This is a genomic window from Streptomyces sp. SM10, assembly GCF_002910915.1.
GTDB lineage: Bacteria > Actinomycetota > Actinomycetes > Streptomycetales > Streptomycetaceae > Streptomyces.
Map to the genome: position 1 here is coordinate 101,100 of NZ_NEUF01000139.1, position 14,773 is coordinate 115,872.

Annotated in this window: 13 protein-coding genes and 3 pseudogenes; 7 read left to right on the top strand and 9 right to left on the bottom strand. The window is 71.4% G+C overall.

The genetic code is table 11. The features are described 5' to 3' along the window. Positions 1 to 59 precede the first annotated feature (59 nt). The 5 genes and pseudogenes from B9S57_RS22835 to B9S57_RS22850 form a co-directional block, all read right to left on the bottom strand. On the bottom strand, positions 60 to 554 hold the full coding sequence (locus B9S57_RS22835; RefSeq protein WP_103517443.1) for an SPW repeat protein: 495 nt from the start codon (positions 552 to 554) through the stop codon (positions 60 to 62). 89 nt (positions 555 to 643) lie between these two features. Next, positions 644 to 826, bottom strand: a complete 183-nt coding sequence (locus B9S57_RS22840; protein WP_374935976.1) for a hypothetical protein — start codon at positions 824 to 826, stop codon at positions 644 to 646. A 20-nt stretch (positions 827 to 846) separates the two neighbouring features. Further along, a pseudogene (locus B9S57_RS36470) lies at positions 847 to 948 on the bottom strand (ADP-ribosylglycohydrolase family protein); the annotation flags it as partial. Positions 949 to 1,050: 102 nt separating this feature from the next. After that, the gene (locus B9S57_RS22845; RefSeq protein ID WP_103517445.1) at positions 1,051 to 1,698 is read right to left on the bottom strand and encodes a fasciclin domain-containing protein; all 648 of its coding nucleotides are present in this window, start codon (positions 1,696 to 1,698) and stop codon (positions 1,051 to 1,053) included. A gap of 70 nt (positions 1,699 to 1,768) precedes the next feature. Next, positions 1,769 to 3,397 (bottom strand): molybdopterin-dependent oxidoreductase, encoded by a 1,629-nt coding sequence (locus tag B9S57_RS22850; protein WP_181011439.1) that lies wholly within the window; start codon positions 3,395 to 3,397, stop codon positions 1,769 to 1,771. Positions 3,398 to 3,552: 155 nt separating this feature from the next. On the opposite strand from B9S57_RS22850, the gene B9S57_RS22855 reads away from it, so the two are divergent. From B9S57_RS22855 to B9S57_RS22875, 5 genes are read left to right on the top strand one after another with little or no spacing between them, the layout of a single operon-like run. Continuing rightward, complete coding sequence (locus B9S57_RS22855) at positions 3,553 to 4,824, top strand: NAD(P)/FAD-dependent oxidoreductase (protein ID WP_103517447.1); 1,272 nt, start codon at positions 3,553 to 3,555, stop codon at positions 4,822 to 4,824. Continuing rightward, complete coding sequence (locus B9S57_RS22860; protein WP_103517449.1) at positions 4,821 to 5,546, top strand: DUF1365 domain-containing protein; 726 nt, start codon at positions 4,821 to 4,823, stop codon at positions 5,544 to 5,546. Before B9S57_RS22855 ends, B9S57_RS22860 begins: the two co-directional genes overlap by 4 nt. A gap of 59 nt (positions 5,547 to 5,605) precedes the next feature. Further along, positions 5,606 to 6,868, top strand: coding sequence for a cyclopropane-fatty-acyl-phospholipid synthase family protein (locus B9S57_RS22865; RefSeq protein ID WP_258036515.1), 1,263 nt, complete (start codon positions 5,606 to 5,608; stop codon positions 6,866 to 6,868). After that, positions 6,865 to 8,232: a cyclopropane-fatty-acyl-phospholipid synthase family protein gene (locus B9S57_RS22870; protein ID WP_103517452.1), complete on the top strand. Its 1,368-nt coding sequence runs from the start codon at positions 6,865 to 6,867 to the stop codon at positions 8,230 to 8,232. Before B9S57_RS22865 ends, B9S57_RS22870 begins: the two co-directional genes overlap by 4 nt. Beyond that, the gene (locus tag B9S57_RS22875) at positions 8,229 to 9,032 is read left to right on the top strand and encodes a DUF1295 domain-containing protein (protein WP_103517454.1); all 804 of its coding nucleotides are present in this window, start codon (positions 8,229 to 8,231) and stop codon (positions 9,030 to 9,032) included. Before B9S57_RS22870 ends, B9S57_RS22875 begins: the two co-directional genes overlap by 4 nt. 116 nt (positions 9,033 to 9,148) lie before the next feature. Here B9S57_RS22875 and B9S57_RS36475 read toward each other — a convergent pair. Then, positions 9,149 to 9,265 (bottom strand): annotated as a pseudogene (locus B9S57_RS36475) (hypothetical protein); the annotation flags it as partial. Positions 9,266 to 9,297: 32 nt separating this feature from the next. Between B9S57_RS36475 and B9S57_RS22885 the strand changes: the two are divergent. Continuing rightward, a pseudogene (locus B9S57_RS22885) lies at positions 9,298 to 9,486 on the top strand (DUF1345 domain-containing protein); the annotation flags it as partial. A gap of 26 nt (positions 9,487 to 9,512) precedes the next feature. Here B9S57_RS22885 and B9S57_RS22890 read toward each other — a convergent pair. From B9S57_RS22890 to B9S57_RS22900, 3 genes are all read right to left on the bottom strand, one after another. After that, on the bottom strand, positions 9,513 to 11,813 hold the full coding sequence (locus B9S57_RS22890; protein ID WP_103517456.1) for an FdhF/YdeP family oxidoreductase: 2,301 nt from the start codon (positions 11,811 to 11,813) through the stop codon (positions 9,513 to 9,515). Between the two features lie 46 nt (positions 11,814 to 11,859). Next, positions 11,860 to 12,378 carry an SRPBCC family protein gene (locus B9S57_RS22895; RefSeq protein WP_103517457.1) on the bottom strand — a complete coding sequence of 173 codons (519 nt, stop codon included), beginning with the start codon at positions 12,376 to 12,378 and terminating at the stop codon, positions 11,860 to 11,862. Between the two features lie 223 nt (positions 12,379 to 12,601). Then, positions 12,602 to 13,357, bottom strand: coding sequence for an anti-sigma factor domain-containing protein (locus B9S57_RS22900; protein ID WP_103517459.1), 756 nt, complete (start codon positions 13,355 to 13,357; stop codon positions 12,602 to 12,604). Between the two features lie 242 nt (positions 13,358 to 13,599). Between B9S57_RS22900 and B9S57_RS22905 the strand changes: the two genes are divergently transcribed. Next, a partial coding sequence (locus B9S57_RS22905; RefSeq protein WP_103514727.1) for an IS110 family transposase occupies positions 13,600 to 14,773 on the top strand: 1,174 nt, incomplete at its 3' end.

The following is a 14,773-nucleotide window of genomic DNA, read 5'->3' on the forward strand; positions in this document are numbered from 1 at the left end:
GAGCAGCGGAAGTGGCCGCAGGCCTTGTGCGTCTGCGGCCACTTCCGCGCGTTCTCCCGTCAGGTCGTCTTTCTGTTCTTCATCGAAAGTCCCGCGCAGGCCGCCCCCAGCACGATCGCCAGACCACCGACGATCACGTTGTTGAGGATGACGCCCATGTCCGGGCTCTGGCCCACGACCCAGGTCGACACGATCAGCCACGCGCCCAGGGCGACGATGGCGATGCTCATCCCGGTCATCCGCTCGGGCATGGCGGTGAAGCAGAGTGCCAGCACGGCTATCGCGATGCCGATGACGAGGTTGTGCGTCACCAGGGACGGCTGGCTCGCGGTGAAGTGGAGCACCCACGGCGAGACGGCGCAGTACAGACCCAGCAGGAAGACCGGTGCGTCCGCCATCGCGGTCGTGCGGCCGCCGCCCCCGCCCATCACACGGTCGTGGCGCGCACGCATCTCGTCGGCGTCGGGGTGCCCGGAGATGTCCCTTCCGGTGTGTCCGGAGACGTCTCTGGTGTTCCCGGAAACGTCCCTTCCGGTATGCGAGAGGTTACTCATGAGGATGGTCTCCTTCGGACTTGCCGGAGCGACCGCGGTGAAGAAGTGCGGTCATCAGCTCTTGAGACCAGTGTGCTCTTATGTATCCCTTATGTGTAGGTCTTCCGGTGGTCGGATTCTGCGGTTCCGTCGAGTCGGCGGGCCAGTACCTCCAGGTCCCCGGCCCGCAGCACGCGGCCCCCGTATCCGGGAAGCGGTACGTGGAGAGGGCGCGTCCAGTGCTCCGGCACGGCGCCGATCCCGTATACCGCGCCCGCCAGGTCGCCCGTCACCGTGGTCACCCTGTCGGTGCCCCCGCCCCGTCCGGGAACCTGGCGCTCCAGACGCCGGGGAGCCCGAACTCGAAGGGGGCGCCCAGGGCGTCACCCACCGCGGACCCGACGACCGCGCCCACGGCACGAGCCCCGTGGCCCGCGCCGCTCCGGCCGTGGGGTCGGAGAGCGCGGTCCTCGGGGCTCGTCGGGGTCATGCCGTCAGCGTACCGACGGCCGCGGGATCAGCTCGCCGGCATCAGGACGGTGTCGACGATGTAGACCGTGGCGTTGGCGGTCGGGACGTTGCCGCAGACGACCTTGGAGGAGTCGTTCACGGTGTACTCCTCGCCCGAACCCGCCGTCGTCAGCGGGGTCTTGGCCAGGGTGTCGAAGGAGCCCTTCTCGAGCTGCTTCGGCGTCAGCTTCTCGCCGACCACGTGCGCGGTGAGCACCTTGGTCAGCTCGGCCTTGTTCGCGAGGAGCTTGTCCAGGTCGGCCTTCGGGATCTTGGCGAAGGCGTCGTTGGTGGGAGCGAACACCGTGATGTTCTCGGCGCTGTTCAGGGTGTCGACGAGGCCGGCCTGCTTGACCGCCGCGACCAGGGTGGAGAGGGCCGGGTTGTTCGACGCGGCCGTGGCGACCGGGTCCTGGGCCATGCCCGCGAACGAGCCCGCGCCGTCCTTCGGGACCGACGCGCAGCCCGGGCCGAACGGCTCGTCCATGGTCGCGGCGCTCTCGGTCTCCTTGGCCGGGGCGCTCGACGCGGCCTTGTCGGCACCGGCGTCGGACGAGGTGTTGTCGGAGTCACCGGAGCAGGCGGTCAGCGCGAGCGGCAGCAGCGCCGCGGCGGAGACGGTGACGGCGATGCGGCGAAGGTGACGGTTGTTCATGGTGTTCTCCTGTATTGGATCGTTGTTCAACAGAGGGAAGGAAAGAGAGAGTTCGGTTCGCGGCCGGAGGTCAGGTCACGTCGACCACCACCGAGTGCCAACCGGTCGCACCGTCGGGTACGGTGCCGACCCGCCTGTCGGTCTGTGTGGCGCCGGTACGGTCCGTCGCGCGGACCTCGAGGGTGTGGTGGCCGGTCGTGGCAGGCCACTCCCACACCCACTGGCGCCAGGTGTCACGGCCGGCCTCGGCGGCCAGCCGCGCGGTGTGCCACTCGCCGCCGTCCACCCGGACCTCGACCCGGGCGATGCCCCGGTGCTGGGCCCAGGCGACACCGGCGACCGGCACCTTCCCCGCACGCGGGGCGGCGAAGGGGCGCGGGGTGTCGATCCGTGACTGGGTCTTGACGGGTGCCTCGCGGGACCAGTCGCGCTTGACCCAGTAGGCGTCGTACGCGTCGAACGTCGTGAGCTCGATGTCCTGGATCCACTTGCACGCCGAGACGTAGCCGTAGAGACCGGGGACGACCATCCGGACGGGGAAGCCGTGGTCGAACGGCAGCGGTTCGCCGTTCATGCCGACCGCGAGCAGAGCGTCACGGCCGTCCATGACGTCCTCGACCGGCGTCCCGATCGTCATCCCGTCCACGGAGCGCGACACGAGCTGGTCCGCGCGCCCGCCCTTGGACGGAGGCTTCACCCCGGCCTCGCGCAGCAGATCGGCGAGCCGCACGCCGATCCACCGGGCCGTGCCCACATAGGGGCCGCCCACCTGGTTGGACACGCAGGTCAGCGTGATGTCGCGCTCGACGAGCTCGCGCCCCAGGAGGTCCTGGAAGCTGAGGGTGACGGGTCGCGCCACCCCCTTGCCGTGGATCCGCAGCCGCCACGTGTCGGCGTCGACACGCGGGACCACCAGAGCCGTGTCCACCCGGTAGAAGTCCTTGTTCGGGGTGGTGAAGGAACTCAGACCCCGGATGTCCAGATCGGCTCCGCCCGGTATCGGGGGAGCGGCCGAGGCCGGGGACGGCAGCACGATGTCACCGCGCGAGGCGGAGGCCCCGGCCAGCTGGGACGCCTGGAGCTGTCGCCCCAGGAGTCCCGCGCCGGCCGAGGCCGCCGCGGCTGCGGTCGCCGCGATGACGAACCCGCGGCGGTCGAAGGCGCCCTGTTCCCCACCGTCCGTCTCCCCAGCCGCGGGAGACGCTACGGGGACCGGGGCCAGCCGTCCGGCCAGGAGATACAGCACTCCTGCGGCCACCAGGGCGCCCACGACCGAGGGCAGTGCGTCGAGCGGGCGGCCTTCCGGCCGCCCGATCGCGGCGACCGCCCCGACCACACCGAAGACCAGTACGGCCGCAGCGCCGGTCCACCGGTGCCGTAGCGCCAGAACCCCTACCGCCATGGCGAAGAGCGCCAGGAGGACGAGGATCCCGAGCTGCAGGACCAGCTTGTCGTCGGTGCCGAAGTTCCGTACAGCGAAGTCCTTGACGGGCGCGGGGGTGCGGTCGATGACCGCACCGCCCACGGCTGTGACCGGACCCGCCTCGGGGCGGACGGCAGCGGCGACCAGTTCGGCGACGCACAGGGCGGTGAACCCGGCGATCAGACCGCTGAGCGCGGCGAAGGCAGCACGCGCCCAGCGGGCTCGCCGGGTGCCGGGAGTCCCTTGCTTCTGCGAAACGTATCGGTCTGTTGTCACACCGGGAGTTCGGCGCTGCTCGCCCGGCGGATTGGTCGTTCACTCGATAGAAGGAAGTCTGATCATCGGCCAATCCGCGACGCCACCGGCTTCGAATGACCTCTGAGGGGCGCTGAAGCAGTGCCCTGGCCAGGCGGAACACCGGAGGGAACCGAATGACAAGGGAGCGGCGGCGCACAGCCGTGGTGGGGAGCGGGGTGGCGGGTCTGACCGCCGCGCACGTGCTGGGGAAGGCGCACGACGTGACGCTCTTCGAGGCCGACGAGCGCGTCGGCGGGCACGCGCACACCCACGACCTGAGCTCGTCGGACGGCCGGACGCACCGCGTCGACTCGGGATTCATCGTCCACAACCGGCGGACCTACCCGCACCTCCTGCGGCTCTTCGACGAACTCGATGTGGCCACCCAGGAGTCGGAGATGAGCATGTCCGTGCGCTGCGAGGGCTGCGGACTCGAGTACGCGGGAGCGCGGGGCGCCGCCGGACTGTTCGCCCGCCCCGGGTCCCTCCTGCGCGGCCCCTACCTGAGGATGCTGACCGAGGTACCCCGGTTCCACCGGGCGGCCCGGGCGCTGCTCGCCCTGCCGGAAGGCGCGGCGACGACGACCCTGGGCGACTTCGCGGCCCGCGGCCGGTTCTCCCCGTACTTCTCGGCCCACTTCCTGACGCCCATGGTCTCGGCGGTCTGGTCCTGCGATCCGGTGACCGCGCTGCGCTATCCGGCCCGCTACCTCTTCAGGTTCCTGGAGCATCACGGGATGCTCTCGATCGGTGACTCACCGGTCTGGCGCACCGTCACCGGAGGATCCCGCGCGTACGTCGACCACGTGGCGAAGCAGGTGCACTCCGTGCGCACGGCCACCCCGGTCAGGACGGTCCGACGGCACGACGACGGCGTGGAGATCGTCGCCGGGGACGGCACCACCGAGGAGTTCGACGCGGTGGTCGTCGCCACCCACCCCGACCAGGCGCTGCGGCTCCTCGCCGACCCCACCGACGAGGAGCGGCAAACCCTCGGCGCGTTCCGGTACTCCCGCAACCCCACGCTGCTGCACACCGACACGACCCTCCTGCCGCGGAGCCGGGGTGCCGCGGCCTCCTGGAACTACCTGATGCCTTCCTGCGCGGCCGACGCCGACCGGGTCACCGTCAGCTACGACATGAACCGCCTCCAGCGGCTGGACGCCCCCGAGCGGTTCGTCGTCACGCTGAACGGCGCCGACCGGGTCGCCCCCGATCTCGTACGGGCCCGCATGGTCTACGAACACCCCGTCTTCACCCCGGAATCGGTCGCCGCCCAGGCCCGGCTGCCCGCGCTCTCGGGGCCGGTCACCGCCTACGCGGGGGCCTACCACAGCTGGGGCTTCCACGAGGACGGCTGCCGTTCGGGGGTCGAGGCGGCCGCCGCACTGGGGGTGACGTGGTGAGCGGCGCCCTCTACCCGTGCACCATCACCCATGTGCGGACCGCGCCCCGCAGGTACGGCCTGCGGCACCGCACCTTCCTCTGGCTCATCGACCCGGACAGCCCGCCGCGGCTGCCCGCCGTGCTGCGCCCGCTGGCAGGCTTCGACGCACGCGACCACTTCGGCGGCACGGCACCCACCGTGCGGGCCGGACTCGAACGTTTCCTCCGGTCCCGGGGCGTCGATCTCGCCGACGGCACCGTCACGATGCTCACCCAGGCCCGCGTCTTCGGACACGTCTTCAACCCGCTGACCGTCTACTGGTGCCACCGCTCCGACGGCACCCCCCTGTGCGTGGTCGCCGAGGTGCACAACACCTACGGCGAGCGCCACTGCTACCTGCTGCGCCCGGATGCCGCGGACCGGGCGGTGACCGGCAAGGACTTCTACGTCTCGCCGTTCTTCCCGGTGGACGGCGACTACCGGATGCGGCTGCCCGAGCCCGACCGCCGGCTGAGTCTGACGATCCACCTGGAACGCGAGGACACCCGCCCGTTCACGGCGACCGTACGAGGCACCCGACGCCCCGGAACGCCCGCCCAGCTGGTCCGCCTCTTCCTCCGCCACCCCTTCTCCACCGCGGTGGTGTCCGCCGCCATCCGCCTCCACGGCATCCGGCTCTTCCTGCGCCGGCTGCCCGTGCAACCACGTCCCCGTCACCACACCCAGGAAGGCATGCAGTGAAGGTGCCCACCTCTTCCACTCCTCCCACCACGCCGGTCGCTCCCACCCGAAGCGGCACCATTCCGGCTCAGAGCCGGGCCGTCACGACCCCGTTCGCGGGCGTGGACCCCGGCCGCTGGCCCGATGTCGCCGCCCAGCCACGCGGGTCCGGCCTCCGGACCGCCGTCGCCGAACGGGTCGTCAGGCACGCCCTCGCCCGGCTGCCGCTGCGCGCCCGGTTCGCCGGCCGCGACAGCATCGGCCTGGGCGGGCCCCTCATGGAGGTCCGCCGGCCCGACGCCTTCTTCCGGCGGATCGGCGCGGGCGGACTCGTCGGCTTCGGCGAGTCGTACATGGCCGGGGAGTGGGACTCGCCCGACCTGGTCGGTGTCCTGAGCGTCCTCGCCGGGCACGCGGCCGACCTCGTACCCGCACCGCTCCAGAAGCTCCGGGGTCTGTGGGCGCTGCGGCAGCCCGCCTCCCAGGCCAACACCCCCGAGGGCTCCCGCGACAACATCAGCCACCACTACGACCTCTCGAACGACCTCTTCGCGCTCTTCCTCGACGAGACGCTCACCTACTCCTCGGCCGTCTTCCGTGGATTCCCGGCCGAGCACGACCTGCTGCCCGCCGCCCAGCACCGCAAGATCGACAGGCTGCTCGACCTGGCAGGCGTGCGCCGGGGAACCGAACTGCTGGAGATCGGCACCGGCTGGGGCGAACTCGCCGTACGCGCCGCCGCGCGCGGCGCCCGGGTCACCACCGTCACGCTCTCCCGTGAGCAGCGGGAACTGGCCAGAGCGCGGATCCGCGAGGCTGGCCACGAGGACCGGGTCGACGTGCGCCTCTGCGACTACCGGGACATCACCGGGGAGTACGACGCGATCGTCAGCGTCGAGATGATTGAGGCGGTCGGCCAGGAGTTCTGGCCCGTGTACTTCCGGACGCTGGAGGAGCGTCTCGCGCCCGGCGGACGGATCGCCCTCCAGGCCATCACGATGCCGGACGACCGGATGCGCGCCAGCCGCTCCACCTACACCTGGATCCAGAAGTACATCTTCCCCGGCGGGCTGCTCCCCTCCACCGAGGCCGTCGAGCGCGTCACCACCGCTCACACCGGTCTGCGGACGAGGCAGCGCAGCACCTACGGCATGCACTACGCCGAGACCCTGCGGCTCTGGCGCGAGCGTTTCGAGGAGCGGGCAGCCCAGGTCGACGCGCTGGGCTTCGACGCGACCTTCCGCCGCATGTGGTCCTTCTACCTCGCCTACTCAGAGGCGGGGTTCCGGTCCGGCTACCTCGATGTGCAGCAGATTCTCCTGACCCGTGAGGACACCGCGTGAACACCTCCACCGCCACCCCGGGCACCGGAGCCGCGCAGCGGATCGCTCCGGTCATCGAGCAGTTCCTCGGCGGCCCGCCGCCGGTCAGGATCAGGATGTGGGACGGCAGCGAGACCGGCCCCGAGGACGCGCCCACCGTGCACGTCCGCTCCCGGCGTGCGCTGCGCCGCCTTCTGTGGCAGCCGGGCGAACTCGGCCTCGCCGAGGCCTACATCACCGGGGACATCGACCTCGCCGACGATCTCGCGGACGGTCTGCGCGCCATGCGCCGCGCCGGGCGCGACCACGGACTGAAGGCGCCCCGGCCCGCCCTCGCCGACCGCGTCCGGGCCGCGGGGACGGCCCTGCGCCTGGGCGCCGTCGGACCCCGTCCGCCGGTTCCCGGGTCCCGTGCCGGCCTCCGGGGCACGCTGCACAGCAAGGCGCGCGACCGGGCGGCCATCAGCCATCACTACGACCTGTCGAACGCCTTCTACTCCCTGCTGCTCGACGAGACCATGGCGTACTCCTGCGGCTACTGGAGCAGCGACGCCCCCGGCTACGGACCGGCCGACGCCCAGCGCGACAAGCTGGAACTGATCTGCCGCAAGCTCGGGCTGACGGCCGGTGCGCGGCTGCTCGACATCGGATGCGGCTGGGGTTCCCTGACGCTCCACGCGGCAGCCCGGCACGGCGTCCGGGTCACCGCCGTCACGCTCGCCGCGGAGCAGGCCGCCTACGTACGCGGCCAGGTGGAGGCGCGCGGGCTGGAGGATCTCGTCGAGGTCCACCGCTGCGACTACCGCGACGTCGCCGATCAGCCTGGCTTCCTCGGCGGGTACGACGCCGTGTCCACCGTCGAGATGGGGGAACACGTCGGCGACGCCGAGTACCCGGCCTTCACCGCCCTGCTCCACTCGGTGCTCCGGCCGCGGGGGCGTGCCCTGGTCCAGCAGATGTCCCGCGGCACGACCGCCCCCGGCGGCGGCGCGTTCATCGAGTCGTACATCGCGCCCGACATGCACATGCGTCCGGTCGGCGAGACCGTCGGGCTGCTGGAGGACGCCGGACTGGAGGTGCGTGACGTCGAGTCGATGCGTGAGCACTACGTCCTGACCGTCGAGGCCTGGCGCCGCACCCTGGAGGAGCGCTGGCCGGAATTCGTGGCCCTGGTGGGGGAGGAGACGGCCCGGGTGTGGCGCCTCTACCTGGTCGGCGGCGCCCTCGCCTTCGAGGAACGGCGCATGGGCGTCGACCAGATCCTCTCGGTGCGGCCCGACGCGGCCGGGTCGGCGGGCCTGCCGCCGACCCGGCACGGCTGGTACCCGGAGACCCGCCGTGTCCCGCTCCAGGCCGGCGCACCTGCCCCGGTGGGCTCCCGGTGACCGGCTTCGCGTGGGCGGAGTTCGCCCAGAACCTGCCGGCCGCTGCCGGAGCGGCCCTCGGCGTCATGCTCGTGACGTTCCTGGTCGCGCTGCGCAAGGGGATGCACCGGATCGTCGACGTGGCGTGGGGGCTGGGCTTCGCGGCCGTGGCCCTCGCCTCGTACGCGATGTCGGCCGGCGACGGTGACGGCGGCAGCCGTCTCCTGGTCACCGTGCTCACCGTCCTCTGGGGCCTGCGGCTGGCCGTGCACATCGGCCGGCGGGGCCGGGGCCACGGGGAGGACCCGCGCTACGAGGCCATGCTCGCCAAGGCGCCCGGCAGCCCCGCCCTGTACGCCCTGCGCAAGGTCTACCTCCTCCAGGGCGTGCTCGTCTGGCTGATCTCCCTGCCCGTGCAGGCCGCCTGCTACCTGACGGGCCCGCCGGGGTGGTGGGCGTGGGCGGGGACCGCGCTGTGGGCGGTGGGACTCGTCTTCGAAGCGGTGGGGGACAGCCAGCTGGCCCGCTTCAAGGCCGACCCCGCGAACAAGGGGCGGATCATGGACCGGGGTCTGTGGTCCTGGACCCGGCACCCCAACTACTTCGGTGACTTCTGCGTCTGGTGGGGGCTGTTCCTCCTCGTCTGCGCGAACCCCGGGGCCGCCGCCGCGACGCTCGTGTCGCCCGTGGTGATGAGCCTCCTGCTGACCATGGGCAGCGGAAAGGCCCTGTTGGAGCGGCACATGGCCGGACGCCCGGGGTACGAGGAGTACCTGGCCCGCACCAGCGGCTTCTTCCCGCGCCCGCCCCGACACCGCTGACCTGTGGGCTCTCCCGGATCCCCCTCCGGGAGAGCCCGCAGGTCAAGGCCGAGCGCGCACAACAGCCCGACGACGATGCCCAGGCCACTGCCGAGCACACGGTCCAGGACCAGCTCCCCGGCCGGCGCGGGCGCGGACAGATCGCTCAGGAGCAGCGCCAGCGGCGTGAGGAAGACGACTCCGAGGGCGTAGTTACGGGCGACGACGCGTTCCAGCAGGAACTCCAGGGCCACGATGCACCGGACGAGCGCGAGGGGCTCCGGCCCCGCCCCCAGGACGGCGGTTCTTCTACTCCAGCTACAACCTCGGCATGACCTACCAGGTGTCCGACACCGACGTCTCCCGCTCGCAGGTGCGGGCCATCGTGCTGCGCCACACCCTGCTGTCCTACGTGTTCGGCACCAGCGTTCTCGCCACCGCCATCAACCTCGTCGCGAGCCTCGTCACCGGGTGACGAGGCTCGCGCTCCCTGCCGCCGGTTCACTTGCCGCCGGCCACCACGGGTTCGAGCCGGACGACCATGCCCTTGGCGGTCGGCTGGTTGCTGGTCTCCGCCACGCTGTCCAGGGGCAGCAGGACGTTCGTCTCGGGGTAGTAGGCCGCGGCGCAGCCGAGCGCCGTCGGGTAGGGCACCACCGTGAAGTTCTCCGCCCGGCGCCCGGCGCTGTCGGCCCACACACTCACCAGGTCGACGCTCTGCCCGGGTGACAGCCCGAGCCGGGTCACGTCCTCGGGGTTCACCAGCACCACCCGGCGGCTTCCGTGGATACCCCGGTAGCGGTCGTTGTCCGTGTAGGGGACGGTGTTCCACTGGTCGTGGGACCGCAGGCTCTGCAACAGCAGATGGCCCTCGGGAGCGTGCAGCATCTCCCAGTCGTTGCAGGTGAACATGGCCTTGCCGGTGGCCGTGGCGTAGACGCCCTCGTTGACCGGGTTGGGCAGTCTGATGCCCCCGGGGCGGGCCACCCGGCGGTTGAAGTCGTGCAGCCCGGGCACGACGCGGGAGATCCGGTTCCGGATGGTGCCGTAGTCCGCCTCGAACTCCGCCCAGGGCACGGCGGACGTGCCGTCGAGCGTCCGGGCGGCGAGCCGGCACAGGATGGCGACCTCGCTGAGCAGGACCTTGGACGCCGGCTCCAGGCGCCCGTGGGAGCTGTGCACCTCGCTCATCGAGTTCTCCACGGTGATGAACTGCTCACCCGTCGCCTGGATGTCCCGTTCGGTGCGGCCCAGCGTGGGCAGGATCAGCGCGGTCCGGCCGCAGACGGTGTGGGACCGGTTGAGCTTGGTGGAGATGTGCGCGGTGAGGGCGCACCGCCGCATGGCGTCCTCGGTGACGGCGCTGTCAGGAGCGGCCCGTACGAAGTTGCCCGCGACGCCGACGAACACCTTGACGCGGCCCTCGCCCATCGCCCGGATCGAGTTCACCGAGTCGAGCCCGTGGGCGCGGGGCGGATCGAAGCCGAACTCGTCCCCCAGGGCGTCGAGGAAGGAGTCGGGCATCTGCTCCCAGACGCCCATCGTCCGGTCGCCCTGGACGTTGCTGTGGCCGCGCACCGGGCAGGCCCCCGCCCCGGCCCGGCCGAGGTTCCCGCGCAGCAGCAGGAAGTTGACGATCTCCCTGATCGTGGGGACCCCGTGCCTCTGCTGCGTCACCCCCATGGCCCAGCAGACGATGACGCGCTCACTGCGCAGGACCTCGTCCCTGACCTTCTCGATCTCCTCGCGGGTCAGCGCGGTCGCGCTGAGCACGTCCTCCCAGGCGACGGTGCGGGCGTGGCGGGAGAACTCCTCGAAGCCGCTGGTGTCCGAGCGGATGAACTCCTGGTCGAGGACGGTGCCCGGCCGGGCGTCCTCCGCCTCCAACAGCATCCGGTTCAGCCCCTGGAACAGTGCGAGGTCGCCGCCGCTGCGGATCTGCAGGAACTGATCGGCGATCCGGACCCCGCGTCCGACGACACCGCGGGGCTCCTGGGGGTTCTTGAACCGGAGCAGGCCGGCCTCCGGCAGGGCGTTCACCGCGATGATGCGGGCGCCGTTCTTCTTGGCCTCCTCCAGCGCGGAGAGCTGACGCGGATGGTTGGTGCCCGGGTTCTGTCCCACGACGAGGATCAGGTCGGCGTGGTGGATGTCCTCGAGGCTGACCGTGCCCTTGCCGGTGCCCAGGGTCTCGTGCAGCGCGAAGCCGCTGGACTCGTGGCACATGTTGCTGCAGTCGGGCAGGTTGTTGGTGCCGAGGACCCTGGCGAAGAGCTGGAGGAGGAAAGCCGCCTCGTTGCTGACCCGGCCCGAGGTGTAGAAGACCGCCTCGTCGGGTGTGCCCAGCGCCTTCAGCTCCTCGGCCAGCAGACCGAGGGCGTCGTGCCAGCTGATCGGCTCGTAGTGGTCGGAGCCGGGCCGCTTGACCATCGGCTCCGTGAGCCTGCCCTGCTGGTTGAGCCAGAGGTCGGACCGCCGGCCCAGTTCGGAGACCGTGTGCCGGCGGAAGAAGTCCGCCGTGACGCGCCGCGACGTCGCCTCGTCGTTGATGTGCTTGGCGCCGTTCTCGCAGTATTCGTTGAGGTGCCGGTGGCCGGGGGACGGATCCGCCCAGGCACATCCGGGGCAGTCGATTCCGCCCACCTGGTTCATCGTCAGCAGCGTCACTCCGGTCCGCCGGACCGACGTCTCCGAGAGGGAGTACTCCAGGGCGTGCGTCACGGCGGGCACCCCCGCCGCCCACTCCTTGGGCGCGGTCACGGTGAGCTGTTCGTCCGGCTCTTCGCCCGGGGCCTTCTTCATCGGACGTACCCTCTCGTTTCCTTGCTCCTGCTCCGGGACGTACGGGTCAGCCGACGGGCCAGTGGGGGACCCGGCTCCTGGCCGGCTCCGGCTCCATGGGCCGGACGTGGCCGTCGCGGATGGTTCCGCGCCAGGCGCCGCCCTCCCACCCCAGCCCTTCGATGAACTCCTTGAAGTGACCGAGCTCGGCCCGGACCGCGCGGCTCAGGAATCCGGGGGCGCGGGTGAGGCGGTCCCCGGAGCCGTGAGGCCTGACGCTGATGCGTACGGACAGCTCGGTACGGCCGGGTGCCGTCTCGCGGAACGACACCTCACCCCGGTGCCCGAGACGCTGGCCCAGGCTGCGCCACGCCACGAGGGAGTCGGGCCGCTGGTCCACGATCTCCGCGTCGAACTCGTGCCGCACCGGACCGAACCCGACCACCCAGCGGGTGAGGTTGGGCCGGATCTGCTCGACCTTCCTCACCGCGGTCATGAACCGCGGGAAGCTCTTGAACTGCGTCCACTGGTTGTAGGCGGTACTCACCGGCACGGCTACTTCGATCGTCTCTTCGACGGTGTTCATGGCCCCACCTGTCCTCGGGCGCTGTGAGCGGTCGGTTCGCTGCGCGCGCCCGGGCCGTCACCTGCCCGCACCATGATCGAACGATCGAGGGGAGGACGCGTCCCTGCCACCCTGCACCAGCACCGCGGGCACCGCGACCCAGGACGACGGCTGCCCCGGGCACGGCCTCTGTCGCAAGGCCGTGCCCGGGGCAGCGTGGAGGGAGCGGTGGTCGCCCCGGTGCTCAGGCGTCCTGGAACTCCACCAGGGCCACTGGCTCCGTGGTCGGCTGCTCGGAGCCGCCCTCCGGCTCGACCGTGATGCCCATGCCCGAGGCGTTGTCCACCGGGCCGTCCATCAGGACCGCGTCGTCGGTCGCTGACGGGTTCATCAGACCGGCGGGCCGCATGACACCCCCGTCGTTGTACCAGAGCTCGTACACCTTGCCGCTGGGCGGCCGGCTCAGGTCCGAGGCCAGGAACACCGCGCGGTTCACGCTCTTGGAGACCACCACCGTGCCCCGGGCCCCGTTCATCAGGTCCGACACGCTGGTCGTGGCGTCCGCGGCCGTCAGCACCCGCGCCACCTGCTCGTTGTGCTGCTGGGCCTGCGCCGTCTCCTGCCGGGCGTCCTGCGCGACCTGGTTCTGCCACACCGCGACCCCGCCGAACGCGGCAGCGGCGGCGATGCAGGCGGCGAGCGCGTACGTCGACCAGCGGCCGGCCCGGCCGGGGGAGGACCCGGAGCGGGCGCTGCGCCCGTGGGACGGCGGCTCCTGCCGTACGGTCGTGATGTCCCTCAGCACCCTCTCCCGCAGCGCGGGCGGCGGGGAGGCGGAGACGGCGAGTCCGAGCCGGGCGGCGGTGGCGGACAGCTCCCGTACTTCCTGGGTGCACGCCTCGCACGCACCCAGATGCCGTTCGAACGAGAGACGCTCGTCCTCCGGCAGTGCGTGCAGGGCGTACGCCCCGGTCAGCGTGTGCAACTCGGCCGTGCTCATTAGAGGACCATCCCTTCTGCAGCCCTCTTCGGTAGGGTTGTGACCTCTCGGTCCCGGTGGGTGCATGGCCAGTAGTGCGAGCCGTTCGACGGCCAGCATGAGTTCCGCCAGCCCCGCCGGGCCGAGGCCGTCTGATCGGCTTCAGGGACACGCCCCGCAGAGGGCCGATTAATGAGCTCCCGGCAGACGACCTCACCACCACCGGGCAGGTGCTCCGTCGACGTCACAGGAGTACTTCTTTCGTGTTCATCGGATGGGACTGGGCGACCGAGACCCATGACGTCACCGTCATGGACGACGCCGGAAAACGCGTGGACCGGTGGGAGTTCGCCCACACCGAAGAGGGATTCGCCAGGACCCTGGCCCGGCTGGGGAAGCACGGAGCCCCGGCGGATCTGCCCGTGATGATCGAGACCAGCCGCGGCCTGGCCGTGGACCGGCTGCTGGTTGCCGGCCACCCGGTGGTGCCCGTGCATCCCAACGCCTTCCACGCCATGCGCCCGCGCTGGGGCGCCAGCAAGGCCAAGACCGACGCGGGCGACAGCATGAAACTCGCCGACTACCTGCGCACCGACGGCCACTTGCTGCCCCGGCTGGAGCCCACCGAGCAGGCCACCCTCGATCTGCAGGCCCTCACCCGGACCCGCGCCGACCACGTCGAGGCCCGCATCGCGGCGGTCAACCAGCTTGCCGCGCTGCTGGACATGCACTGGCCCGGAGGCAAGGCCGTGTTCGCCAACCTCGACAGCGACATCGCCATGGCCTTCCTGGAGCGCTACCCCACCCCGGCCTCCGCCGCGAGGCTTACCGCCGGACGCCTCGAAGCCTGGTGCAAGCGCCACGGCTACTCCGGCAGGAAGCCCGGAGGTGTCCTGATCGAACGCCTGCGGACGGCCCCGAAGGCGGCCTCCCGCCTCAGCGAGGCAGTCGTCGAGCAGCTGGTCCAGGTCCAGGTCCAGCTGGTGAAGGGCATCCGCACGACCATCCGCACGCTGGACAAGACCATCGCCGAGGCGGTCGAAACCCACACCTACGCGCCGCTGTTCGCGACGATGCCGCGCATCGGCAGGGTCAGCCTCGGCCAGATCATCGGTGAGATCGGCCCGCTCCTGGAACGCGCCCGCACCAGCGAGCAGCTCATCGCCGAGGCCGGGGTCGTCCCCGTGACCCGAGCGTCGGGCAAGTCCCGCACCGTCGCCTTCCGCTTCGCGACCAACCGCAGAGCCCGCGTCGCCCTGACCGCCTTCGCCGACAACAGCCGGCACGGCAGCGACTGGGCCGCGAAAATCTACAACGACGCCCGAGCCCGCCAGAAACGACACCCCCACGCCATCCGCATCCTGGCCCGCGCCTGGCTTCGCGTGATGTGGGCCTGCTGGCGCGACGGCACCTGCTACGACCCCGCCATCCACCAGG

Coding starts and splice junctions, on each gene's coding strand:
- B9S57_RS22895 (WP_103517457.1), bottom strand. CDS start 12,378: ATGAACACCGTCGAAGAGACGATCGAAGTAGCCGTGCCGGTGAGTACC.
- B9S57_RS22855 (WP_103517447.1), top strand. CDS start 3,553: ATGACAAGGGAGCGGCGGCGCACAGCCGTGGTGGGGAGCGGGGTGGCG.
- B9S57_RS22835 (WP_103517443.1), bottom strand. CDS start 554: ATGAGTAACCTCTCGCATACCGGAAGGGACGTTTCCGGGAACACCAGA.
- B9S57_RS22890 (WP_103517456.1), bottom strand. CDS start 11,813: ATGAAGAAGGCCCCGGGCGAAGAGCCGGACGAACAGCTCACCGTGACC.
- B9S57_RS22900 (WP_103517459.1), bottom strand. CDS start 13,357: ATGAGCACGGCCGAGTTGCACACGCTGACCGGGGCGTACGCCCTGCAC.
- B9S57_RS22845 (WP_103517445.1), bottom strand. CDS start 1,698: ATGAACAACCGTCACCTTCGCCGCATCGCCGTCACCGTCTCCGCCGCG.